Source organism: Caballeronia sp. LZ035, assembly GCF_031451175.1.
Taxonomy (GTDB): domain Bacteria; phylum Pseudomonadota; class Gammaproteobacteria; order Burkholderiales; family Burkholderiaceae; genus Caballeronia.
In genome coordinates this window covers 2,814,578-2,837,688 of sequence record NZ_JARUXS010000001.1, presented here as the reverse complement: position 1 = coordinate 2,837,688, position 23,111 = coordinate 2,814,578, and the positions used below count along the sequence as shown (strand labels likewise).

General features: G+C 64.4%; 19 protein-coding genes. 16 read left to right on the top strand and 3 right to left on the bottom strand.

Annotation, left to right across the window (positions count from 1 at the left end; translation table 11 throughout):
- Positions 1-42: 42 nt before the first annotated feature.
- The 9 genes from QCE88_RS13345 to QCE88_RS13305 all read left to right on the top strand — a co-directional run bounded on the left by QCE88_RS13345 (position 43) and on the right by QCE88_RS13305 (position 12,623).
- Positions 43-1,044, top strand: a complete 1,002-nt coding sequence (locus QCE88_RS13345; RefSeq protein WP_309903582.1) for a helix-turn-helix domain-containing protein — start codon at positions 43-45, stop codon at positions 1,042-1,044.
- Between the two features lie 152 nt (positions 1,045-1,196).
- Positions 1,197-2,711, top strand: a complete 1,515-nt coding sequence (locus QCE88_RS13340) for a mannose-1-phosphate guanylyltransferase/mannose-6-phosphate isomerase (protein ID WP_409018090.1) — start codon at positions 1,197-1,199, stop codon at positions 2,709-2,711.
- A gap of 144 nt (positions 2,712-2,855) precedes the next feature.
- Positions 2,856-4,235, top strand: coding sequence for an undecaprenyl-phosphate glucose phosphotransferase (locus QCE88_RS13335; RefSeq protein WP_309902557.1), 1,380 nt, complete (start codon positions 2,856-2,858; stop codon positions 4,233-4,235).
- Between the two features lie 50 nt (positions 4,236-4,285).
- Positions 4,286-5,440 (top strand): polysaccharide biosynthesis/export family protein, encoded by a 1,155-nt coding sequence (locus QCE88_RS13330; protein ID WP_309903578.1) that lies wholly within the window; start codon positions 4,286-4,288, stop codon positions 5,438-5,440.
- A 72-nt stretch (positions 5,441-5,512) separates the two neighbouring features.
- Positions 5,513-7,741: a polysaccharide biosynthesis tyrosine autokinase gene (locus tag QCE88_RS13325; RefSeq protein ID WP_309902555.1), complete on the top strand. Its 2,229-nt coding sequence runs from the start codon at positions 5,513-5,515 to the stop codon at positions 7,739-7,741.
- A gap of 97 nt (positions 7,742-7,838) precedes the next feature.
- On the top strand, positions 7,839-8,957 hold the full coding sequence (gene gmd, locus QCE88_RS13320) for a GDP-mannose 4,6-dehydratase (RefSeq protein ID WP_309902553.1): 1,119 nt from the start codon (positions 7,839-7,841) through the stop codon (positions 8,955-8,957).
- Between the two features lie 4 nt (positions 8,958-8,961).
- Positions 8,962-9,918: a GDP-L-fucose synthase gene (locus tag QCE88_RS13315; RefSeq protein ID WP_309902551.1), complete on the top strand. Its 957-nt coding sequence runs from the start codon at positions 8,962-8,964 to the stop codon at positions 9,916-9,918.
- A 51-nt stretch (positions 9,919-9,969) separates the two neighbouring features.
- Positions 9,970-11,112, top strand: a complete 1,143-nt coding sequence (locus QCE88_RS13310) for a glycosyltransferase family 4 protein (RefSeq protein WP_309902549.1) — start codon at positions 9,970-9,972, stop codon at positions 11,110-11,112.
- A gap of 161 nt (positions 11,113-11,273) precedes the next feature.
- Positions 11,274-12,623 (top strand): glycosyltransferase WbuB, encoded by a 1,350-nt coding sequence (locus QCE88_RS13305; protein WP_309902547.1) that lies wholly within the window; start codon positions 11,274-11,276, stop codon positions 12,621-12,623.
- Between the two features lie 57 nt (positions 12,624-12,680).
- Here QCE88_RS13305 and QCE88_RS13300 read toward each other — a convergent pair whose 3' ends face one another.
- The gene (locus QCE88_RS13300) at positions 12,681-13,154 is read right to left on the bottom strand and encodes a hypothetical protein (RefSeq protein WP_309902545.1); all 474 of its coding nucleotides are present in this window, start codon (positions 13,152-13,154) and stop codon (positions 12,681-12,683) included.
- Between the two features lie 32 nt (positions 13,155-13,186).
- Here QCE88_RS13300 and QCE88_RS13295 point away from each other — a divergent pair, with 32 nt between their 5' ends.
- From QCE88_RS13295 to QCE88_RS13280, 4 genes are all read left to right on the top strand, one after another.
- Positions 13,187-13,363: a hypothetical protein gene (locus tag QCE88_RS13295; RefSeq protein ID WP_309902543.1), complete on the top strand. Its 177-nt coding sequence runs from the start codon at positions 13,187-13,189 to the stop codon at positions 13,361-13,363.
- Positions 13,364-13,618: 255 nt separating this feature from the next.
- Positions 13,619-14,248, top strand: coding sequence for a DapH/DapD/GlmU-related protein (locus QCE88_RS13290; RefSeq protein WP_309902540.1), 630 nt, complete (start codon positions 13,619-13,621; stop codon positions 14,246-14,248).
- 380 nt (positions 14,249-14,628) lie between these two features.
- Positions 14,629-16,374, top strand: coding sequence for a GMC family oxidoreductase (locus tag QCE88_RS13285; protein ID WP_309902537.1), 1,746 nt, complete (start codon positions 14,629-14,631; stop codon positions 16,372-16,374).
- A 76-nt stretch (positions 16,375-16,450) separates the two neighbouring features.
- Positions 16,451-16,912 carry a hypothetical protein gene (locus QCE88_RS13280; RefSeq protein WP_309902535.1) on the top strand — a complete coding sequence of 154 codons (462 nt, stop codon included), beginning with the start codon at positions 16,451-16,453 and terminating at the stop codon, positions 16,910-16,912.
- An 11-nt stretch (positions 16,913-16,923) separates the two neighbouring features.
- Here QCE88_RS13280 and QCE88_RS13275 read toward each other — a convergent pair whose 3' ends face one another.
- Both QCE88_RS13275 and QCE88_RS13270 read right to left on the bottom strand, forming a co-directional pair.
- Positions 16,924-18,120 carry a glycosyltransferase gene (locus QCE88_RS13275; RefSeq protein ID WP_309902532.1) on the bottom strand — a complete coding sequence of 399 codons (1,197 nt, stop codon included), beginning with the start codon at positions 18,118-18,120 and terminating at the stop codon, positions 16,924-16,926.
- Positions 18,121-18,157: 37 nt separating this feature from the next.
- A complete protein-coding gene (locus tag QCE88_RS13270; RefSeq protein WP_309902530.1) occupies positions 18,158-19,639 on the bottom strand; it encodes a hypothetical protein in 1,482 nt (493 codons plus the stop codon).
- A gap of 378 nt (positions 19,640-20,017) precedes the next feature.
- Here QCE88_RS13270 and QCE88_RS13265 point away from each other — a divergent pair, with 378 nt between their 5' ends.
- The 3 genes from QCE88_RS13265 to QCE88_RS13255 all read left to right on the top strand — a co-directional run bounded on the left by QCE88_RS13265 (position 20,018) and on the right by QCE88_RS13255 (position 23,082).
- On the top strand, positions 20,018-21,154 hold the full coding sequence (locus QCE88_RS13265) for an acyltransferase (RefSeq protein WP_309902528.1): 1,137 nt from the start codon (positions 20,018-20,020) through the stop codon (positions 21,152-21,154).
- Positions 21,155-21,775: 621 nt separating this feature from the next.
- A complete protein-coding gene (locus tag QCE88_RS13260; protein WP_309902526.1) occupies positions 21,776-22,543 on the top strand; it encodes a hypothetical protein in 768 nt (255 codons plus the stop codon).
- Complete coding sequence (locus QCE88_RS13255) at positions 22,543-23,082, top strand: hypothetical protein (RefSeq protein ID WP_309902525.1); 540 nt, start codon at positions 22,543-22,545, stop codon at positions 23,080-23,082. Before QCE88_RS13260 ends, QCE88_RS13255 begins: the two co-directional genes overlap by 1 nt.
- Positions 23,083-23,111: the final 29 nt, after the last annotated feature.

Sequence of the window (23,111 nt, the reverse complement as noted above, 5' to 3'; positions counted from 1 at the left end):
CTCTTCCGCACCTCCTTGGAAACAAAGCTGCAGAGGATGACCATGCCTTACGCCAATCTCGAACCCGCAGTCATGGGTTGGACGCCGCCCGCGGCGCGAACTTCGCAGACCGAGGTCCGCCGCATCGCGATCCTGTTGTTCGACGGATTCTCCCTGCTGGGCGCGGGGATCGTCGCGGAAGTTTTCCACATGGCCAACGAGCTGTCGTCGGCACGGTCCCGCGTGGACTGCACCTACGACGTCCGTTTCCTGTCGGTGGAAGGCGGCAACGTCGCCTGCTCGTCGTCGGTGCGCGTGTGGACCGACGGCCTGGACGCGCGCCACTACGGCGGCTTCGACGCGCTGTTCGTTGCCGGCGGCCGGGGCGCGGAAGGCGCCGCGAAGGACGACCGCATCGTCGAATGGCTGCGCCGCGTGCAGACCAAGACCACCGTCGTCCGCGCCATCTCCGAGGGCCGCAAGGTGCTCGACGCCGCGGGCATCGGCCCGGTGCAGGATCCGCAGGCGCGCTACGGCGGCGCCATGATCCATCTGGTGCGCGAAGAGCAGTCGGCCGACGCCGGCGACCGCTACGAGTCGATGAAGGGCGCGCTGCTGATCGTGAAGCGCGACCTCGGCATCGACGTGTCGCGCAGCGTCGCGGAACGCCTGATGCCGGGTTCGGCGGCGAAGCTGGTGTCGATTCTCGGCGACAGCGGCGCGGCCTCTGCCGGCGACAAGATCCGGGCGGCGGCGCGCTGGCTGCAGGACAACTGCGAGCGGCCGATCTCGGTGGTCGACGCGGCGCAGGTGGCCTCGATGAGCGAACGCAACTTCCTGCGCCGCTTCAAGATCGAGATGGGCATCACGCCGTCCGACTACCTGTTGCAGGCGCGGCTCGCCGTCACCTGTGCGCTGCTGACGGATTCGGAACTGCCGGTCGACAAGATCGCGCGCCGCAGCGGCATGGGCAACGGCGACCGGCTGGCGAAGATTTTTCGCAAGCGCCTCCTGATCTCTCCGACCGAGTACCGGACGCAGAGCAGGCGCGAAGCAAACGGCTGAACGGCCGAACGGCTGATAAGCGCGCTAGCGCGCATGGTCTGAACAACGATGGCGTATACCGTCGAAGGTTTGGCCGGACCAGAACGGTTCGGCACTCAATCATGCTCGGGCGGCAGTGTGCTGCCCGACCGAAATCGCAGGCAGGAGTCCATATGACGAATGAGGCACGCACGGTAGGCGAGAAGATGACTGGCACGACAAGCATGGAGACGGCCGCGTGCCGCAGGCTTGTGCCGGTCATTCTCGCCGGCGGCTCGGGCACGCGCCTGTGGCCGATGTCCCGTGAACAGTTCCCGAAGCAGCTGATCGGCATCGTCGGCCGGGATTCGCTGTTGCAGGCTACTGTCGGCCGTCTCAAGGGTTTCTCGGGCGACTTCAAGGTGGCCGCTGCACCGATCATCGTGTGCGGCGAGGAGCATCGCTTCACCACGGAAGAGCAGACCCGTGAAGCAGGCGTCGATGCCCGCATCATCGTCGAACCGGCGCGCCGCGATACGGCGCCCGCGCTCACGCTCGCCGCACTCGCGGCGATCAAGGACGGCGAGGACGCCATCATGGTCGCGATGCCCGCTGATCACTCGATCGCCGACCTGCCGGCGCTGCATCGCGCGATTGCCATCGCGGCGGAGCATGCGGCACGCGGCGTGATCGCGACGCTCGGCATTCCGCCGACGCGCCCCGACACCGGCTTCGGCTACATCCGCCTGGGCGAGGCGCTGGAAGACGGCGCGCACAAGATCGAGCGCTTCGTCGAGAAGCCCGCGGCCGAGCTGGCGACGCAATACGTCGCGGCCGGCACGTACTGGTGGAACAGCGGCATTTTCGTGGTGCGCGCGAGCGTGTGGCTCGCCGCGTTGCAGAAGCTCAATGGCGAGATGCACGCGGCCTGCCGCGCCGCGCTCGCTGAAGGTCGCGACGACGGCAAGTTCGTGCGTCCGTCGGCCGCCGAGTTTGGCCGCGCGCCGTCGGATTCGATCGACTACGCGGTGATGGAGCACATCGGCACGAACAACCGGCCGTGCGAAGGCGTGGTGGTGCCGCTGGTGGCGGGCTGGTCCGACCTCGGCTCGTGGGACGCCGTGTGGGACGCGATGGACAAGGACGAGTCGGGCAACGTCGCGAGCGGCCGGGTGATGTTCGAAGGCGCCACGTCGAGCTATGCGCGCTCCGAAGGCGGCCGCCTGGTGGCGTGCGTCGGCACGACCAACATCGTCGTGGTCGAGACGGATGACGCCGTGCTGGTGGCGGACCGTTCGCGCGTGCAGGACATCAAGGGACTGGTGGCGCGCATCCGCGAACAGCATGCGCCCGAAGCCAACGCGCATCGCAAGGTGCGCCGTCCGTGGGGCTTCTACGATTCGATCGAACACGGCGAGCGATTCCAGGTGAAACGCATCGTGGTGTCGCCGGGCTCGAAGCTCTCGCTGCAGATGCATCATCACCGCGCGGAGCACTGGATCGTCGTGTGCGGCACGGCGCTGGTCACGCGCGGCGACGAGCAGTTCATGCTGTCCGAGAACCAGTCGACCTTCATTCCGCTCGGCGTGACGCATCGGCTGGAGAACCCGGGCAAGGTGCCGCTCGAGATCATCGAGGTGCAGTCGGGCAGCTATCTCGGCGAAGACGACATCGTGCGCTTCGACGACACCTACGGCCGCTGCAACTGAGCACGGCACGAGAGCAGGAACAGGCAACAAACAGGCAGCACGCGACACTTCTTTGCAGCGGCTTCACACCAGATCAAAGACTGGCTGGCGAGGGAGGGCACGAGCGGGTGCAGTACAGGGGCGATAAGCATTCGGGGGAATGACATGCGCGATTTACAGGGATTGCTGGCCAGGCTGTTCGACGTCATCGTGATCGTCGGCGGCGCGGCCGTGGCATCGCAGATCAGGTTCGAGTACATCGAGGCTCACGCCTATTCGGTGGCGTTCGTCGCGTTCGCGGCGGCGTTCTCGCTCGCGCTGTTTCCGGGCTTTGGCGTGTATCAGTCGTGGCGCGGCCGCAGCAAGCTGCAACTGGCCTGCCAGGTGTCGCTCGGCTGGCTCGTCGTGCAAGGCTGCGCGCTCGCACTGATGTTCTCCCTGCATCGCCTCGACTATGTGTCGCGTCTGTGGTTTGCCTACTGGACCGCGATGTCCGGCGGCCTGATGATCGCCGGCCGGCTGATCACGCACGCGGTGCTCGCGCACATGCGCCATGCGGGCATGAACCTGCATCAGGTGGCGATCGTCGGCTGCGGGCGGCACTGCCATTCGATGATCCGCAAGGTCGACCGCGCCACCGACTCCGGTTTCCGCGCCACCGCCGTCTTCAATGCGGCGCCGGAAAGCGGCGCGATCAACACGGATGTGCCGGTGTTCGACAACTACGAGGCGTTCGTCAATTTCGTGCGCACCCAGCACGTCGATGAAGTGTGGCTCGCGTTGCCGCTGTCGCAGGAGCGCATGATCCTGCGCTTCGTGAACGAGTTCCGCGATGACCTCATCAACGTGCGTTTCATCCCGGACGTGCGCAGTCTCGCGCTGTTCGAAAGCGGCGTGACGGATCTGCTCGGCACGCCCGCGATCAACCTGGTGGCGTCGCCGCTGTCGGCGTCGGCGCTGCTGAAGAAGGAACTGTTCGACCGCGCGTTCGCGCTGGCCGCGCTGATCGCCGTCGCGCCGCTGATGCTCGGCATTGCGCTCGCGATCAAGCTGACCTCGCGCGGGCCGGTGTTCTTCAGGCAACGCCGCAAGGGCGCGGATGGCCGCGTCTTCCGAATCTACAAATTCCGTTCAATGCGTCTGCATACGGAACAGGCCGGAGTGCTCCAGCAGGCCACGCGCGGCGACCCGCGCGTGACCCGGGTCGGAGCGTTCCTGCGCCGTACCAGCCTCGATGAGCTGCCGCAGTTCCTCAACGTTCTGTTCGGCGACATGTCGGTCGTGGGCCCGCGTCCACACGCACTGGAACATGACGACCTGTATCAGAAGGTCGTATCGGGGTACATCCATCGTTACCGGATCAAGCCGGGCATTACCGGCTGGGCCCAGGTCAACGGATTTCGAGGAGAGACTGATCGCATCGAGAAGATGGAAGGACGCGTCGCACACGATTTGTACTACCTGGGTAACTGGTCGTTCGGCCTCGACATGAGAATCATCGCCGCAACGATCTTCAAGGGACTACGCCACACCAACGCTTACTGATGTAGGGGACGACCATTATGCACAATCAACAACAACCGGGCACCACCTCCATGGCCGCCAATACCAACGTGTCGCGCATCTTCCGCCTCACGAGCCTGGCTGCGGCTGCTTCCTTCACCGTGCTGTTCGCGGGCTGCGGACTGGCGCCGGGCATGCACTTCGAGCAGCCGGCGCAACTCGTCGAAACCTCGAACGACCAGGGCGATCCTGCGTCCACGGTCAACATTCCGATCACGCCGATCGACCTCTCGCTCGTGAAGAAAATGAAGGCCGCGCAACCGGTCGTCACGGGCGACCCGAACGCTTCGCTGTACGGCAAGGCCGGCGCGTACAAGCTGGGCGTCGGCGACGTCCTGCAGGTCACCGTGTGGGATCACCCGGAACTCGTCGCCGCGCTCGGCCAGCCGCCGCAGCAGACGCGTACCGCGGATGCCGCGCCGGGCTTCGTCGTCGATGCCGACGGCAACCTGCAGTTCCCGTACGTCAACCGGCCGCTGCATGTGGCGGGCAAGACCGAAGGCCAGGTGCAGCGCGAGCTGTATCAGGAGCTCTCGAAAGTATTCGTGAAGCCGCAGGTGACGGTGCGCGTTGCATCGTTCCGTGCGTCGCAGGTGTATATCGACGGCGACGTCCGCACGCCGGGCTCGCAGCAGATCAACGACATTCCGATGACGCTCACCGAGGCCATCGGCCGCGCGGGCGGCTTCGCGACGACGGCGGACCAGAGCCGCGTCACGCTGATCCGCGACGGCGTCACGTATCACATCAACATGGCGGGCATGACGTCGAAGGGCAAGAGCCCGTCGGACATCATGCTCAAGCCGGGCGATGCGCTGCGCATCGACTCGCGCGAAGACAACGGCGTCTATGTGATGGGCGAAGTGTCGAAGCCGGCCACCGTGATCCCGATGCGCAACGGCAAGCTGACGCTGTCGGATGCGGTGTCGCAGGCGGGCAGCTTCAACCCGGAGACGTCCGATCCGAAGCAGGTGTACGTGATCCGCAACGGCCAGTCCGACCAGCCCGAGGTGTATCACCTCGACGCGCGTTCGCCGGTGTCGATGCTGCTCGCGAACGGCTTCGAATTGCAGCCGCATGACGTGGTTTATGTGGACAACAACGGACTGGTTCGCTTCTCGCGTGTGCTGAACCTGCTCCTGCCGGCCATCAATGCGGGTCTGACGGCGGCTGTCCTGACGAAGTAAGGGTTGTGGCCGGCGCGCAGGGGCGCGCCGGTGGTTTGTTTGTTCGTTTTCAAGAACTGAGCGAGCGAGACCATGGCGATGAACTTCGATTCACGATACTCCGACGTATCGACGGGCGACGAACTGCGGCTTTCCGACTATCTGGCGGCCGTACTCGGCAACTGGAAGCTCGTGACGGTCGTGATGCTCGCTGTGGTCGCATTAGGAACGGCGTACGCGTTCATCGCGACGCCGACCTACAAGGCGGACGCGCTCATCCAGGTCGAGGAAACGAACCCGAACAACAATCCGAACGCGAACGCCAATGCCGTGCAGGCCGTGTCGCAGATGTTCGACGGCAAGGCCACCACGGCCGCGCAAATCGAACTGCTGCGCTCGCGCCTCGTGGTGGACGACGCGGTGCGCCGCCTGCATCTCGACATCAGCGCGGCGCCGCATGGCTTGCCCGTACTGGGCGGGCTGCTCGGCAGCGCCTTCTCGATGTTCAACATGACGGTGCCCTCGGGCTATCTGTCGCGCTTCGCATGGGGCGGCGAGCAGATCGAGGTGCCGCTCTTCGACACGCCGAAAGATCTCTACGACAAGAAGTTCACGCTGGTCGCCGGCGAGAACGGCGGCTACGTGCTGAACGATCCGGACGGCGTCGCCATTCTCACGGGACGCGTGGGCCAGGAAGCATCGGGCGTGACGCAGCAGGGACCGGTCAAGCTCAAGGTGGACAAGCTCGTCGGCAACCCGGGCGTGCAGTTCGAGCTGCAGCGCTTCTCGACGCTCACCACCATCGACAGTTTGCAGAAGCGCCTGACGGTCGCGGAAACGGCGTTGCAGTCCGGCATCATCGGGCTCAGCCTGGAAGGCAGCAACCCGAAGGAAGTCGCGCAGATCGTCAATAACATCGCGAACCGCTATGTCGCGCAGGATTCGGAAAAGCGCTCGGCCGAAGCGGAGCACACGCTCGCGTTCCTCGACCAGCAACTGCCGATTCTCAAGAAGCAGCTCGACGAATCCGAGCAGAAGTACAACTCGTTCCGCAACAAGCAGGGCACGGTGGATCTCTCGGAAGAGAGCCGCCTGCTGCTCCAGCAGATCGTCGACAACAAGACCAAGCTCTCGGACCTGCAACAGCAGCGCGCCGAACTGTCGTTGCGCTTCACCGCGAACCATCCGTCGGTGCAGGCGCTCGACGCGCAGATTGCCTCGCTCACCGGCGCGCAGTCGCGCATGGCCAAGAACGTGTCCACGCTGCCCGATACCGAGCAGACCGCGCTGCGTTATCTGCGCGACGTGCGTGTCAACACCGAGCTCTACACCAATCTCCTGAACAGCGCGCAGCAGCTGCGCATCGCCAAGGCGGGCCAGATCGGCAACGTGCGCGTCGTCGATTTCGCGCAGACGCCGGACGACCCCGTACGCCCGAAGCGCGTGCTCGTGATCCTGATCTCGGCAGGCCTGGGCCTCGTGCTCGGCATCCTGCTCGCGTTCGTGCGCAAGTCGCTGTATGGCGGCGTCGAGCGGCCGGAGGAGATCGAGAAGCAACTGGGCGTGCGCGTCTTCGCGATCGTGCCGCGCAGCACCGAGCAACTGCGCCTGCAACGCAAGGTCGGCATGCGCCGCGAAGGACTGCATGTGCTCGCGGCGCAGGCGCCGGAAGATGCGGCCGTGGAAGGCATTCGCGGCCTGCGCACCTCGCTGCAACTGCAACTCGCCGATGCGCGCAACAACGTCGTCATGCTGACCGGCTCGCGGCCGGAGGCGGGCAAGTCGTTCCTGTCCGTGAATCTCGCGACGCTGGTTGCCTCGACCCGCAAGCGCGTGCTGCTGATCGACGGCGACATGCGCCGCGGCGACATCCACTCGCACTTCGGCGTGCGTCATTCGCCGGGTCTCTCCGACGTCCTGATGGGCGCGGACGTGACGAGCGCGATTCTCACCGACGTCCTGCCGGGCGTCGACCTCATCACCAAGGGCTCGCTGCCCTCGCATCCGTCGGAGCTGCTCGCGAGCGACCGGCTGGGCGAGGTGCTCGGTGAGCTGAAGCAGCGCTACGACCTCGTGATCATCGACACGCCGCCCGTGCTGGCTGTCACCGACGCGACCGTCATCGGCAAGCACGCGGGCACGAGCCTGCTCGTCGTGCGGCATGGCAAGAACCAGGTGCAGGAGATCGGCGAAACGATGAAGCGCCTGCACCACGGCGGCGTGAACATGAAGGGCGTGCTGCTGACGGATGTGCCGCAGTCGAAGATGTTGATGGGAAGTACATACGCCGGGTATTACGGCTACGAAAGCATCGCGGAGTGACCAGCGCAAAACAATAGCTCGGTAGAAGTGCCCGGTACAACAATGTCGGCGCGTCCCCGCGCGCCGCATCTTGAGACCGAAGATGGAGAGGTTACGCATGGACCGCAAAGTCGCGTTGATCACGGGCATCACTGGGCAAGACGGGTCGTATCTTGCCGAACTGCTGCTCAGCAAGGGTTATGAAGTGCACGGCATCAAACGCCGGAGTTCGCTCTTCAATACCGACCGCATCGACCATCTGTACCGCGATCCGCACGAAGCGGACCAGCGCCTGTTCCTGCATCACGGAGACCTGACGGACTCGACCAGCCTCGTGCGCATCATCCAGCGCGTGATGCCGGACGAGATCTATAACCTCGCCGCGCAGAGCCATGTGGCGGTGTCGTTCGAGGAACCCGAGTACACGGCCAACGCCGACGGCCTGGGCGCGCTGCGTATTCTCGAGGCAATCCGGATTCTCGGCCTCGAGAAGAAAACGCGGTTCTATCAAGCTTCGACATCCGAACTATACGGGCTGGTCCAGGAAATCCCGCAGCGCGAGACCACGCCGTTCTATCCGCGCAGCCCGTATGCGGTCGCCAAGCTGTACGCCTACTGGATCACGGTGAACTACCGCGAGGCCTATGGCATGTACGCGTGCAACGGGATTCTCTTCAACCACGAGTCGCCGGTGCGCGGGGAAACCTTCGTCACGCGCAAGATCACGCGCGCGATCGCCCGGATCGGGGTGGGTTTGCAGGACGACGTCTATCTCGGCAACCTCTCCGCGCTGCGCGACTGGGGCCATGCGCGCGACTACGTCGAGATGCAGTGGATGATGCTCCAGCAGGACAAGCCTGAGGATTTCGTCATTGCCACCGGCGTGCAGTACAGCGTGCGCGAATTCGTCCAGCAAGCGGCCGCCGAACTCGGCGTGCACGTGCGCTTCGAGGGCGAAGGCGTGGACGAGGTGGGCATCGTGGACCACGTCGAGAGCCGCGAAACCAAGCTCGCGCCGGGTCAGGTGATCGTCCGGGTGGATCCGCGCTACTTCCGTCCGACCGAAGTCGAAACCCTGCTCGGCGATCCGTCCAAGGCGCACGCCCGGCTGGGATGGCGGCCCGCCACCCCGTTCTCGGCGCTCGTCAAGGAGATGGTGCGCGCGGATTTTCAAATTGCCCGGCGCGACGCGCTCGTCACGCTCGCCGGTTTCAAGGCCCTCGAACATCACGAGTAAGCGCATGGACAAGCACGCACGGATCTTCGTTGCAGGACATCGCGGGATGGTCGGCTCGGCGCTCGTGCGCCGCCTCACGGACGCCGGCTACCGGAACATCGTCACCCGCACGAAGGCGCATCTCGACCTGACCGACCAGGGCGGCGTGAACCTGTTCTTCGAGGAAGAGAAGATCGACGTGGTGCTGCTCGCGGCGGCGCGCGTGGGCGGCATTCTCGCGAATTCGACGCGGCCGGCCTCGTTCATCTACGAGAACCTGGCGATCGAAACCAACGTGATCCATGCGGCGTGCCGCTGGAACGTGTCGAAGCTGATCTTCTTCGGGTCGTCGTGCATCTATCCGAAGGACTGCCCGCAGCCTATCCGCGAGGAATACCTGCTGCAGTCCGCGCTGGAGCCGACCAACGAGGCCTACGCGATCGCGAAGATCGCCGGTCTCAAGATGTGCGAAGCCTACAACCGCCAGTACGGCACGAAGTTCGTCTCGCTGATGCCGACCAATCTCTACGGGCCGAACGACAACTACGACCTGAAGAGCAGTCACGTGCTGCCCGCGCTGCTGCGCAAGGCGCATGAAGCGCGTCTGCGCGGCGACGCGACGCTGCCCGTGTGGGGTTCGGGCACTCCGCGCCGCGAGTTCCTGCATGTCGATGACCTCGCCGCCGCCGCGATCTTCCTGATGGAACAGGACGTGGGCGAGGGCGTATTCAACGTCGGCGTGGGCACGGACCTGACCATCCGCGAACTGGCGGAAACGATCTGCCGCGTGGCGGGCTTCCAGGGCGAACTGATGTTCGATCCGACCAAGCCCGACGGCACGCCGCGCAAGCTGCTCGATGTCTCGAAGCTTGGCGGCATGGGATGGACGGCGTCGATCGGACTGGAGGCGGGAATACGCGCGACGTATGAAGATTTCCTGACGCGCTACGCATCGATGCAGCAGACGCCCGTTGCCGCTTAAGGCTACGCGCCGGCATCGCTTACGACAAAAACGACACAGGGTAGAACAACAATGTCTGCATCAGTGACCATCTTTCACAACGTCGTGTGGTCGCGGCACAAGGGCGAGGTGCTGTCGGCGCTCCACCATATCTCGGGGTCCGGCGCGATCCGCTATTCGATGGTGCAGATCGCGGATACGGAACACGATCGCATCGGCTTCTCGGAAGTGGACTACTCGTTTCACCGCTACCCGATGAGGAAGCTCTTCAACGGCTGCTATGAAGACGTGCCGAGATGGCGCATGACGATGCGCCTCACGTGGGAAGTGCTCCGCACCAAGGCGGATCTCGTGGTTTTGCCGGGCTATCATCGTCCTGAATACTGGGCGATGCTGGGGGCTTGCATCGTGACGGGCAAGCGTCGTGCGGTGTTCTGCGACTCGACCGCGCGCGACAACCCGCGCCGCATGCTCACCTCGATTCCGAAGCGCGTGTTCTTCACGCTGTGCGACGGCTATTTCGCGTTCGGCATGCGCAGCCGCGAGTATCTGATGTCGCTCGGCGCGAAGCAGGACACGATCTTCAGTCCGTGTCAGGCGGCCGCGTTGCCGCGCGCGTTCTCGCCGGGCACCGTCGTGTCCGACCGGCTCGCGCACCGGCAAGGCGGCCGGCCGGTGTTTCTCTTCGTCGGGCGGCTCTCGGCGGAGAAGGGAATAAACACGCTCGTCGAAGCGTTCAGGATGTTGAAGGAGCGTGTGCCGGATGCGGAGTTGCGCATCGTCGGCACGGGACCGCTCGGCAATCAGTTGAAACAGCAAGTCGCCGACGCCGGTCTGCAAGACTCCGTGCATTTCCTGGGCAGTCTGCAGGACGAGCCGCTCTCGCGCGAGTATTTCGGCGCCACCTGCATGGTGCTGCCGAGCGTGCGCGAGCCGTGGGGTCTCGTGACCAACGAGGCGCTGGCCCATGGTTGTCCGGTCCTCGTCAGCGAGAGTTGCGGCTGTGTGCCGGAACTCGTCGTCGACGGCGTGTCCGGCTATGCCTTTCCCGCCGGTGACGTGCCGGCGCTGCATCGCGTGATGCTGAAGTCGCTGGAGGCGTTCGCGGATACGGCAGGTGTCGCCGTGCGCTGCACCGATGTGATCCAGCGCTTCGATCCGCCGTCCGCGGCGGCCAACATCGCACGCGGCTGCGCGCTGCTGCTGACGAACTGAGCGGGACAGGACCGGAACCACTGGAAGGACCTGGAAGGAGGAACCACAGGCTGTCACCAACGCCGCCGGGCACGCGGTCCTGCGTACCCGGCGGCCGGCGCTTTGGCGGGCGGCGAGGACACGCCCGCGCATTCGGGCGCGCATGTCGGGCGAGGGACCACATGAAAATACTTATCTACGGGCTGAACTACGCGCCCGAGTTGACGGGTACCGGAAAGTACACGGCGGAAATGGCGGAGGCGCTGGCCGGCGCCGGCCATCAGGTGCGCGTCGTCTGCGCGCCGCCGTATTACCCGGAGTGGAAGGTGGGGCAGGGCTACCGGAGCTGGCAGTATTGCTTCGAGACCCGCGCGAGCGTGCGTCTGTGGCGCGCGCCGCTGTGGGTGCCCGCGAAGCCGAGCGGCGCGAAGCGCATGCTGCATCTCGCTTCGTTCGCGTGTTCGTCGCTGCCCGCGCTGGCCTGTCATGCGCTGTGGCGGCCGCATGTCGTGATGACGATTGCGCCGAGCCTGCTCAACGCGCCCGGCGCGCTGATGCTGTCGCGCATGACGGGCGCGCGCGCGTGGCTGCATATCCAGGACTTCGAGGTCGATGCCGCCTTCGACCTCGGCATGCTCAAGAACCCGCGCGCGGGCCGCCTGGCGCTTGCGTTCGAGCGCTGGCTCATGAAGCGCTTCGACGTGGTGTCGTCGATCTCGGACAAGATGGTCGATCGCGCCGTGAACAAGGGCGTCGCGCTGTCACGCGTGTTCCATCTGCCGAACTGGGTTGACACGACCGCGATCTTTCCGCTCGATCGGCGGAGCGCCTTCCGTCGTGAACTCGGCATCGGCGAGCATGCGCCGGTCGTGCTCTACTCCGGCAACATGGGCGCGAAGCAAGGCCTCGAAGTGCTCGCCGAGGCAGCGGCCGCGCTGGCCGGCCGCACGGATATCGTGTTCGTGTTCTGCGGCAACGGCGCGACGCGGCTGCAATTGCAGAAGCGCTGCGCCGGATTGCCGAACACGCGCTTTCTGAGTCTCCAGCCGCTGGAGCGTCTCAACGAACTGCTCAATCTCGCCGACATCCACGTGCTGCCGCAACGCGGCGACGTCGCCGATCTCGTGATGCCGTCGAAGCTCACCGGCATGTTCGCGAGCGCGCGCGCCGTGATCGCGATGGCGCATCCGGGCACCGAGCTGTTCGAAGCCGTCAGCGGGCGCGGCGAGGTGATCGAGCCGGAGAATGCACAGGCGCTGATCGGCGCGATCGAACGGCTCGTGGCCGACCCGGAACTGCGCGCACGTCACGGCGAGGAAGGCCGTCGGTTCGCGCAGGAACGGCTCGCGCCGGCGGCCGTGTTCGCGCGGCTCGAGGAGCGTCTGTTCGAGTTGTCGGGATCGCGTCTGCCGAACGCGGCGGAAGTGCGCGAAGCGGTGTCCCAGACCCGGCCCGCCGACAGCCCCGAAGTCACGCTGGCGCGCAAGACGGAACGCGCGCCGATCCTGCCGCAGGTCGAGAAGATCGAATAGCGTCTGCCCCGGCGCGGTTCCTTTTTTGCGAACCGCGCCGTTACGCGGACTTTCAAATCAATAAGGCGACTTGTAGATGTCCCGCGCGCGCGCCGCATTGGCCGCGGGCGGCTTGAGGCCGTTGGGCGTCGGATAGAGCGCTGCCGCCGCGCCTTGCGGCATCATCGTGGCCTTCGTGTCGGGCTTGCGTCCGGTCGCACGCATGCGCGCACCCGCGCCCGCATTGCCGGCGTAACCGTTCTGTTGCGCGAGCAGCTTGTCCGTGGGCGAGACGCCTTGTGCGGTCTGCCCATTGGTGATTGGTCCGCGCTGTCCGCCGCGGCCATTGGTGGGCGCGCCATACGGGTCCGAGTACGCGCCCGGACTGCCGAGCAGGTCCATCTCCGCCGGCGCGGCGCCGCCGGCTTCGCCCTTGCTGATCGCCGCATCAGAGAAGTTGCCCGCGTGTGCGATGGGCACGACGCTGAACGCAGCGGCCGCGAAAGCGGTCATGACCAGCGGGCGCAGCGCCGTGCGCGGTTCGTGTTTCATCGGATTCTCCGGGCCTGTTGCAACGTTTCGCCATGCTTCGCAACGAGGCATCGCGCATCGTTTCGGGGAGCGCCGGACAGCAGGCGGGAACGCTGGCCCGGCGCATGAAAACAGCATATTGCGCGGCACCGCCCGCTAACGCCAAAAGCCTTGCTGAAGCGGCCATTCGCGTGAAGGCGCGGATGACGCCGCGCGACCTTCATCGATAATCCATTCACCACACGCCGCATGCTGCCGCTGCGAGGGCGTCCGTTCCCTGCGAATGGGTGGACGACAGAACGCTCTTCAGCGTGGATCATGCGGGCAAGACAAGCAGACACCGGAAGACCTCGTGCACGTCATCGCGCAGGTCTTCGCCGGCAGACGAAGCTGCGAACGAAGAACGATTCAAACGATATGCGTGGCGCGCCGCAAGGCGCCCTTGGGCCAGAAGCAGCGAGCAGCAGCAAACGCGCGGGGGGCATATGGACGAAGCGATCGGGGAGCACTGCGCCGGCCACGCCGAGGATGCCGGCGCACGCGCGACGCGCGGCACCACGGCGCCCGGCCGCGTGATCGACCTCTCACGGGCCGGTCCCGGCAACTTCGTCGCGAAGCGCGGTTTTCTGACCGAACTCGTGTGGTTCTTCGTCGAAGCCTGTTTCATCAACAACAAACTCATTCCCGTGTCGTTCGTGCGCGTCGCGCTGCTGCGCGCGTTCGGCGCGCGTATCGGCCGCGGCTGCCGCATGCCGCATCCCATCCGCGTCAAGGCGCCTTGGAACCTCGAGATCGGCGACCACTGCTGGTTCGGCGTCGATGCCTGGATCTACAACCAGGCCGGAATTCGCATCGGCCATCACGTCTGCATTTCGCAGGGCGTCTTCCTGACGACAGGCTCGCATGACGTGGGCGGCAACATGGACCTGCAAGTCGCACCGATCGTGATCGAGGACGGCGTCTGGATCACATCCAAATGCGTGGTGCAGATGGGCGTCACCATCGGGCGGTCGGCGGTCGTCACGCCGCTCTCGGTCGTGCATCGCTCGCTCGAAGCGGAAGGCGTGTACGGCGGCAATCCTGTGCGCTTCATCAGAAAGCGCTTTCCCGTTTGAACCGATGAGCCATGCGCGGGGTATTCCTGGGCGTGGCGTGTGTCGTTGCAACGTTGCAGATGACGTTGAAGGCGGCAAGACAGACAACGCGCCGGCGCGACGGACCGAAGAGCTCCACGAAGGAGCCGCCCCGAGCACCGGGATTTCGTGGACCGACTTGCGAAGGAGGCAGTGAAGCCGAAGCGGTATTCCGGGGGAACGCGGCTGCGCGACAGGCGCGCGCTGCGAACACGCGAAGGAACACCGTCGGGATCGTTCGTATCGACAGTTGCGCATGGCGCGCGCGATACGGCGTCAGGGATCTTGGGTCAGAAGCGCGGTGACCAGGCGAGCATTGCATGACACCGCTCTTAAGCACGGAACGAGAGGGAGCACGGGGCATGTTCATCGACAGCCGGAGTGTGGAAGAAGGCGCAGTCATCGAGACCACGGTGTGCATCATCGGCGCGGGCGTGGCGGGCATCACGCTGGCGCTGGAACTCGAAAAGCAGGGCATCGACGCCTGCATGCTGGAAAGCGGCGGCTACAAGCCGGACGACGATACCCGCGACCTGTATCGCGGCGAGAACGTCGGCGTGCCGTATGAGTTCGCCGACGGCTGCCGCAGCCGCTATCTCGGCGGCAGCAGCAATTGCTGGGGCGGCTGGTGCCGTCCGCTCGACGCATGGGACTTCGAGAAGCGCGACTGGGTCACCGACAGCGGCTGGCCGTTCGGCCTCGACGAACTGCGGCCGTACTACGCCCGCACCCATCAGTTGCTGCAACTGGGCGAGAGCAACTTCGAGCCGGCCTACTGGGAAGCGGCGATTCATCGCGACGACGTGAAGCGCCATCCCTTCCCGAGCGGCACCGTGCGCGACACGATCTCCCAGTTCAGCCCGCCAGTGCGCTTCGGCAAGGTGTATCGGCAGCATCTGCTGGATGCGAAGCACGTGCGCGTGATGCTCTTCGCGAACGCGCTCAACATCGATACCGACGCCGACGCGCGTTCGGTCACGAAGATCGATGTCGGCACGCTGACGGGCCGGCGCTTCGCGGTGCGCGCGAAGGTCTTCGTGCTGGCGACGGGCGGCATCGAGAATGCGCGCCTGTTGCTGTCGTCGAACCGCGTGCAGGCCGCGGGACTGGGCAACGGCCATGATCTGGTGGGCCGCTACTTCATGGATCATCCGCGCATCATGTCGGCGAACGTGCATTTCACGAAACAGTGGGCGCGCAACAAGCTCTACGACATCAAGTATCACTATCAGAATCGTGCGGTATCGGCGCATGGCACCTTCATCTCGTCTCAGTTCGCGCTCACGCAACAGGTGCTCGAAAAGGAACAGCTGCTGAATGCGCGCGCCTGGTTTTATTCGGTGTTTCGCGGCGAGAACACGAAGGGCTCGGAGGCGCTGATCCGCATGAAGCAACGGCTCCTGAAAAAGGACGAACCCGGCTTCAGCACGGCCGCGGACCTGCTCGCGATGGCGACCCATCCCGTCGATACCGCCTGCTTCGGTCTCGCGCGTCTGTTGCAGCCGCGCCCGCTGATCACCGAGGTGAAGATCCAGACGATCGTCGAGGCCGAGCCCAACCGCGACAGCCGCGTGACGCTTTCGGCACAGAAGGACGTTCTCGGCATGAACCGCGTGAAGGTGGACTGGCGCGTGACCGAGCTCGTGAAACGCACGTTCGACCGCACGGTTGCGCATATCGCGGCGGACCTGAAGCGCAGCGGCGTGGCCGACGTGACGCTCGACGAGCCGCTCGAAGGCAAGCCCTGGCCCGCGCAGCTCGAGGGCACGTGGCATCACATGGGCACGACGCGCATGCACGATTCGGAGAAGCAGGGCGTGGTGGATCGCAACCTGAAGATCCACGGCATGAGCAATCTGTATGTGGCGGGCAGCTCGGTCTTTCCGACGGTGGGGGCGAACTTCCCGACCATCACGATCGCCGCGCTGACCCTGCGGCTCGCGGGTCATCTCGGGCGCGTCATCAAGGGCGACGATGTCGCCGGCACGTTGGCCACGCCGGCCGCCATGCCGGTCAGGAGCGACGCGCCGGGCGAGACGCTGCCCATGGCCGCGTCGGCGATGCATATGCCCGGGGTCGCGTTGCCCTTGCAGATGGTGAAGAAGTAGCGCGGGCGGGAAACGGTGTGGGGGGGTCGGGCATCGCTATAATCGCCGTCCGACCTGGTTTTTTGGTGTCCCGCTCGTGAAAAAGCTCACCGCACTCGCACTCGTTTCCATGTATCTCGCCGCTTGCTCGTCCGCCGAGAAGGAGCAAAGCAAGGAGCGCACGTTCATGCTCTCCCAGCAGTCGCTCGACGACGCGCAGCGCAACGCCACCGTCGCCTGCCGGGATGCCGCGCAATGCGACGCCGTGTGGTCGCTGACGAAAACCTACGTCGAGCAGAATTCGAAGGAGCGGCTGACCCGCGCCGATGCCTTCGCGATCGAGACCGACGTGCCGTCCGGTTCGGGCAAGCCGGTGTTCTCGGCGACGCGTGTGGCTACGGCCGGCGGCGGCGCGACGGTATCGCTGTTCGCGCAATGCAAGGGCATGTATGAAGACGAGCGCGCACGCGGCTCCGACTTCGACGATTGCGCGAAGAAAATTCTCTCGGTTCAGAACGGTTTCGTGCCTTATCTCAAGGCGCGCCTGCCCGCGAACTGATCTCGCGAACCTCAGCGCGCAGGAAAGGTAGCGGGCGTGAAGGCGCCGCCTTGCGGGTCTGCGTTTTCGCGCAGCACGCGCAACAGATCCTTCGACATCGCTTCCACATGAAAGCGTTTTGTGAAGGTGTCGAGCGCCTGTTGGCGCATGGCGTGGCGCGCGACGGGATCCATCGCCAGCCAGGCTGACAGACCCGCGCTGGCGCTCTCGACGGTATCTGTCGTCACGATGCCCGCGCCATCGGCTTGCACCTCGCGCCAGATGTTGACCTTGTCGGAGATCAGTACCGGCAGGCCCGAACCGAGCGCCTCCGCTACGGCAATGCCGAAGTTTTCCTGATGCGAGGGCAGCGCGAAGAGGTCGCTCGTGCGGAAGGCGCCCCATTTCAAATCGCCGCTCAGCATGCCGGTCCAGGTCACGCGCTCTTCGATACCCAGTTCACCCGCGAGTGCGCGCATCTGCGTGGCGTAGGCGTTGTCGTCGGGGCCTGCCATGACGAGGTGTGCGTTCGCATCGGTGTCGCGCACGCGCGCGAAGGCGTTCAGCAGCACGTCGCACGCTTTCTTCTCGTGAATGCGGCCGAGGAACAGGATGATGCGCCGGCCCGCCAGTTGCGGAAACTTCGCGAGGAAGGCCTCGCGCAGTGCAGCCGAATCCTCGGGCGGCGGCCGCGTACCGAACGCCACCACTTCCTCGTTCGCGCGATACAGCCGGAACGATTCGCGCGCGAGCAGGCGTTCTTCCTCCGTCGTGAACAGCACGCGGCGCGCATCGCGCAGCACGCGGTATTCGGCCCAGGGCCAGTAGAGGCATTTCTTCAGATGCTTGAGCGGATAGGTCCGCTTGAACCATGGGTCGAGCATGCCGTGCGGAAACACGTAATACGGCACGCTGCCGCCGTGCAATGCCTTCCAGGCGGCGAAGCTGTGGTACTGCCAGAGCCCGTTGACGATCACCGCGTCGAAGCGCGGCGCGTGTTGCTTCAGCCACGGCACGAGCGCCGGACACAGGCCGTAGAAACCGCGCGACGGTCCGAGCGCATGCAGCCGCAAACCGAATCCCGTGACATGGGGCGCATCCGGTGCATCGAGCGATACCGCTTCGACGTCGTGTCCCATCGCGCGCAGGCTGAGGCCGCTTTGCAGCACGCCTTCGGTGGGGCCGCCGGCGCGGGGATCGACGGTGGAGAGCAGGTGCAGGATCTTCATGACAGGCAGGCCGGGTCCGTGAACGAGCGCAGTGACTTCAGGCGTTGGGCGCGAACGAACCGGCGCCGGGCGGCGGCTCGTGGCGTCCGGCGCCGTGCGACAGACCCGGTGCGGCGGCGCTGTGGGCGGGCAGGATTTCCGGCAACGGTTCGTCGTGCGGGCGCAGATCGGGCGGCACGGCGCCGGGCATGCCGTCCTGACGCCGACGGGCGCGCGCCTGCTGCGACGCGGTTTCGGCGGCACGCATGCGCATGGCGTGAGCGATGCGCGCATAGGACGCGACCAGCAGCCCGAGCGCCACGCCGAACACGACGCCCGAGAAGCGGTTGCCGAGCGGATTGCCGCCGATCGACGTGGCGGGCAGCGCCGCGACCACCAGCAGTGCGCGTCCGAGCACGGGCAGATAGAGCGTCTCGGGCGCGCGATGACGCCACGAGCGATAGGCCATCGAGCCTTTCCAGAGTGCCCAGAGCAGCGCAAGGGGCAGCGCGAGTCCGAACAGCAGGCCGCCGGCGAAGAACTGGTAGACCCAGAAATTGTGGCCTGCGGACCATTCCTTGATCGCGTAGAAATCCTTCTTGCTGAACTGGCCGGCGAGGTCGGGCAGATAGGTGGGCGAATAGCGATAGTCGTGACCGTAGCCCATGCCGACGAGCGTGCCGAGCGTCGAGGCGGTGGTCTGATCGAGCTGGTCCTTCATTTCGGCGAGCCGCGTGATGGTGGTCGGATCGCGGCCGGACTCGGTGTCCTTCTTGAACGACATCCGCTGTATCCAGTGCTCGCCGACGCCGGGGAAGAACGCGCTGGCCGCGACTGCGAGCGCGCCGAGCAGGGTCATCATGGCGACGGCGCGCAGGCCTGCGCGCAGCAGCTTCTTGAATGAGGGTGCGGCGAGCCAGGTGGCGAACGCGAACAGCAGCACGGTGCCGACGACGAGACTGCGCGTCACGCTCAGCAATTCGATGACGATGGTCGCGAGGAACAGCAGCACGGTGAAGCGGGAGTAGCGCTTGACCACGACGAACTCATGCAGCAGCAGTCCTTGCAGACAGAGGAAGGTGACCGAGACGATGCGAAAGCGGACGCTTTCGAGATTGCCGCCGGTGGCCATGCCGAAGCCGAAGCTGAACACGAGGGAGGCGATCATCGACCAGTACATGGCGTGTTCGAGCTGTCCGAGGCGCTTCGAGTCCCATGGCCGGCAGGCGACGAAATAGCCGAGCAGCATTTGCCCGAACGGCAGGATCACGCGCATGTAGTTGCCGGAGTCGTTGCCCTGCATGGCCTGGGTGGCGATGCTGCCGAGTATCGTGATGAGAAACAGCGACGTGACCAGCGTGCGCAAGCGCGAGCGCTGTGCGAAACGCGGCGCGATGAGCAGCAGGAAGCAGCCCGCGAGAATCGAGGGCACGGTGAGCAGAATCTGGATGGCTTTGCTGGCCGTTTCGGCGCCCTTGAAATCGAACGCGAGCGGGAGCAGGAACAGCCAGACCCAGACGACGGCGAACTTGTTGCGCATGGCGTTCTCTCGAGAATCGCAGCACTCTTTCGAGTCTTCAACGCGGTGTCGATGCCGTGCCGGGCCGATGTGCCCGGCGAATGCGTTGTTCCCGGCGTGCCGGAAAGGTGAACCGACTATACAGCGGGCCATGCGGCGTGCCGTCGGCGCGGCGTCCAGCGACTAGCGTTCGGCGCGAAAGGACGGATGCGCATGTGCGCCGCACCACGCTGGCCGGGCGTGCCTCGTGGGCGCGGGTTGATGTCTGCAAATGGCGTGATTCTGGCGGATTGCCCCGAATTGGCGGAAGGAAGATGAGAAGCAGCGCCGGTATGGGGCTGCGCGGCCGCACGCGCGTGATTCGATGACGATAAACGACCTTCGCAGACGGGGTAGAGCATGGGCTTGTTCGGCGCGACACGCATGCAGGGACCCAGCCGGTCGATCGAACTGGATTTCATCCGGGGACTCGCGATCATCGCGGTGATGGGGTATCACTTCCATTCGTATCCGACGGGTAGCGCGTTCATTGCGGCGATCGAATATCCGCTGAAGAACTTCGGTCACGAGGGCGTGAATTTGTTCTTCACGCTGTCGGGGTTTCTGGTGGGCGGGTTGTTGCTCAAGCAGTATGCGCAGCAGGGGCGCATCGACGCGGGGCGCTTCATCGTGCGGCGGATCTTCAAGATCTGGCCGGCGTACTACGTGCTGATCCTGTTCCATGTGATTGTCGGGCGGCATCCGGCGAATACCTTTCTCGTGCAGAACCTCACGCATTTGCAGAACTACTTCGGGTCGTCGATTGCGCAGACCTGGAGTCTTGCGGTCGAGGAGCATTTTTATCTGTTCCTGCCGGTGTTGTTGATCGTGCTGGCGCGCTGGCGGACGCGGGTGGATGCACTGCTTGGCGTGCTCGGGACCTTATGTCTTGTTGTGCTCGTGGCGCGTAGTTTTGCGGTTTATCGCGGGGATCTGCAAGGGACGTTCTTTTATACGCAGTACCGCATCGACAGTCTGTTGTTCGGGGTGATGCTTGCAGCGCTCTACTGGATGAAGCCGGCGGTGTATCAGGCGATTGCGCGACGCAAGCGAACGTTGATCGCGATGGTTGTCGGGGTTGTGTTCTGGCTCGTACTCGGGACGCGCGATGTCGCGCTGGATCAGAGTATCGGGTACACGATTCAGGCTGTGGGGTTTTGCGCGTTGATCGTGCTGACGCTCGAATATTCCGGGTCCTGGCGGACGTCGAAGGCGTATCGGGTGATCGGGTGGATCGGGGTGTATTCGTATGGCATCTACCTGTGGCATTCGCTCGCGCTCGCGCCTGGTGATGTGTTGATCCGCAAGGCTGCGGCGTTGCATCTGCCTGCCGTGCCGGCGTGGTTTGCCATCATGGGGGCGCAGTTTGCCATTGCCATCGTCGTGGGGTATGTGACGACGCGGGCCGTCGAGTTTCCGTTTTTACGCATCAGGGATGCGTGGTTTCCCGCTCGCAGGAAGGTTGAGGTCGATCTCGTCGGTGGCAAGCAGGCTTGAGGTTTCTTCGCTCTCGGCCTTCGCTTGGTTGTTTCTGCTTGCTTGCGCTTCTATGGACTTCTCGTGTTCGCGTCGGTCTGTTAGCACTGCCCCTCGCCGGGGCGGGGTTTTGCGCTCTTGGCCTTCGCGTGGGGTGCTTGTGTTCGCCTGCGCTTCTATGGACTTCCTGTGTTCGCGTCGGTCTATTTGCACTGCCCCTCCCCGGGGCGGGGGTAACTTTCTTTGCAGCAGCAAAGACGGGAATGAGGCTCAAACCCTTGTGGATAGGGATTTTCAGGGGAAATCCCTCTTTTCCATCCAACACTCCATCCAACAGCCGGTCGTCGCGCCTCGCCCGCCGCACAAGAATAACCGCGAAAAAGCCGGCATAAGGCATCCCAGTCGCGCACGGACGTTGCATGTCCCATTTCGATGACACAGTGAATGCCGAAATTGGGATATGAACAGACTTGTGGTGCTGCCCCCTTTTCTTGAGCGCCCCGACATTGATATGATCACTGTCGACAAATAACCGACTGAAAATAGGGAAGTATCCGCCAGCTTAGCTCGGCTTTGCGGAGCTACGTTCGGTGCTGCTGCTCCATGCGCGACGGTGCCCTGACGAAGCGGAGGCTTAAAGACATGGATGACCAAGACGAATATCTGTTTCGGATAGGCGCCTTCACGCCGGGAACAATACCGATGGAGCGCCTTGCGAAGTACATGACTTCGCTTGCAAAGCTGTTCGGAAACGCTGCCAGCGTCCACCTCGATCACATTGAGGAAGGCAGCACTATGCCCGTTCTGAAGGTCGACGTTGAGGCCGTGTCCAGAGTGTCAGCACGCATCGCCGACCTTAGCAGAGGGGAAGCTGCAAACGATGCTCGCATTGGATACGACGAACTGAACGTTCTGCTTCGTGACGATAATGCGACCGGCGAACTCCGCCAGCGCTTCCTCGGCCAAGAATCGAGTGCCGTCGTCCTCCGATTTCCCGGCAAGGACCTACCGCCGCCACTCACATTCGGACCGTTCACCGAATCCGCAACGTTCGACGGCGAGCTCGTCAGAGTCGGCGGTCGAGATAAGAGTGCTCATGCCACAATCATCGACCCCGACGGCCGCTCATGGCACGGCGAGATCAGCCGCCAGCTCGCGCAAGACCTCGCGCCTTTTCTCTACAGAGGTCCGATTCTGCGGGTAAACGGCGATGCTCGCTGGGAGCGTCGGGAGGACGGTGCATGGTATGTCACTTCGTTGAAGATTAACGAGTTCAGCGTCCTAGACGATGAAACACTTCTCGAAGTTACGGATAGGCTCCGTAAGCTGGAAAGTTCCGGCTGGAGCAAGCATGACGACATGGACGGCTACATTACCGCCTTGAGGGGCGAAAGTGACGGGTTGCACTGATGGTAGTGTTTGATACATCTTTTCTCGCACTCGCCTTCGACGGCGATTACAAGGTCCCGCTCGACCCAACGACTCGAGAACCACTGACGCAGTGCGCAGAGCGGATCAATCATTTGATTCGCACCCTAAGTGTGTCGAAGCAACGTATTCTCATTCCTACCCCTGTGTTGGCTGAGTACCTTGTCGAAGGCGGACACGACAAAGACAAGCGGCTGCAAGTCTTTGCGGGCTCTCGGGCTTTTTCGGTCGTTCCTTTCGATCAACGCGCAGCGATTGAGTGCGCAATGATCGAAGATGGCGATTCGAAACGAAAGAGAAAGCTCACGCCCAATGAAACGAAGGCCAAGGTTAAGTTCGACCGTCAAGTGATCGCCATCGCGAAAGCGAATCGGGTCGAAGCGCTGTACACGGGCGACACTACGCTTGCGAAGCATGCGGCCGAAAACGGGCTCAACGCTATCTTGACGTGGGAAGTGCCGATGCCGGCCCTCTCACCTCAGCTTCAATTTGACTATGAGGCGGAGCGCGCCACGCCCTAGCCGTTCGTCTCGGAAACCTAGCCGCCGCC

Bases quoted from the DNA above. Each gene is read 5' to 3' on its own strand.
- QCE88_RS13340 (WP_409018090.1), top strand. From the start codon at position 1,197: ATGACGAATGAGGCACGCACGGTAGGCGAGAAGATGACTGGCACGACA.
- QCE88_RS13260 (WP_309902526.1), top strand. From the start codon at position 21,776: ATGGATGACCAAGACGAATATCTGTTTCGGATAGGCGCCTTCACGCCG.
- QCE88_RS13295 (WP_309902543.1), top strand. From the start codon at position 13,187: ATGCTTCGCAACGAGGCATCGCGCATCGTTTCGGGGAGCGCCGGACAG.
- QCE88_RS13300 (WP_309902545.1), bottom strand. From the start codon at position 13,154: ATGAAACACGAACCGCGCACGGCGCTGCGCCCGCTGGTCATGACCGCT.
- QCE88_RS13285 (WP_309902537.1), top strand. From the start codon at position 14,629: ATGTTCATCGACAGCCGGAGTGTGGAAGAAGGCGCAGTCATCGAGACC.
- QCE88_RS13330 (WP_309903578.1), top strand. From the start codon at position 4,286: ATGGCCGCCAATACCAACGTGTCGCGCATCTTCCGCCTCACGAGCCTG.
- QCE88_RS13315 (WP_309902551.1), top strand. From the start codon at position 8,962: ATGGACAAGCACGCACGGATCTTCGTTGCAGGACATCGCGGGATGGTC.
- QCE88_RS13270 (WP_309902530.1), bottom strand. From the start codon at position 19,639: ATGCGCAACAAGTTCGCCGTCGTCTGGGTCTGGCTGTTCCTGCTCCCG.
- QCE88_RS13305 (WP_309902547.1), top strand. From the start codon at position 11,274: ATGAAAATACTTATCTACGGGCTGAACTACGCGCCCGAGTTGACGGGT.
- QCE88_RS13325 (WP_309902555.1), top strand. From the start codon at position 5,513: ATGGCGATGAACTTCGATTCACGATACTCCGACGTATCGACGGGCGAC.
- QCE88_RS13275 (WP_309902532.1), bottom strand. From the start codon at position 18,120: ATGAAGATCCTGCACCTGCTCTCCACCGTCGATCCCCGCGCCGGCGGC.
- QCE88_RS13310 (WP_309902549.1), top strand. From the start codon at position 9,970: ATGTCTGCATCAGTGACCATCTTTCACAACGTCGTGTGGTCGCGGCAC.
- QCE88_RS13335 (WP_309902557.1), top strand. From the start codon at position 2,856: ATGCGCGATTTACAGGGATTGCTGGCCAGGCTGTTCGACGTCATCGTG.
- QCE88_RS13290 (WP_309902540.1), top strand. From the start codon at position 13,619: ATGGACGAAGCGATCGGGGAGCACTGCGCCGGCCACGCCGAGGATGCC.
- QCE88_RS13345 (WP_309903582.1), top strand. From the start codon at position 43: ATGCCTTACGCCAATCTCGAACCCGCAGTCATGGGTTGGACGCCGCCC.
- gmd (WP_309902553.1), top strand. From the start codon at position 7,839: ATGGACCGCAAAGTCGCGTTGATCACGGGCATCACTGGGCAAGACGGG.
- QCE88_RS13255 (WP_309902525.1), top strand. From the start codon at position 22,543: ATGGTAGTGTTTGATACATCTTTTCTCGCACTCGCCTTCGACGGCGAT.
- QCE88_RS13265 (WP_309902528.1), top strand. From the start codon at position 20,018: ATGGGCTTGTTCGGCGCGACACGCATGCAGGGACCCAGCCGGTCGATC.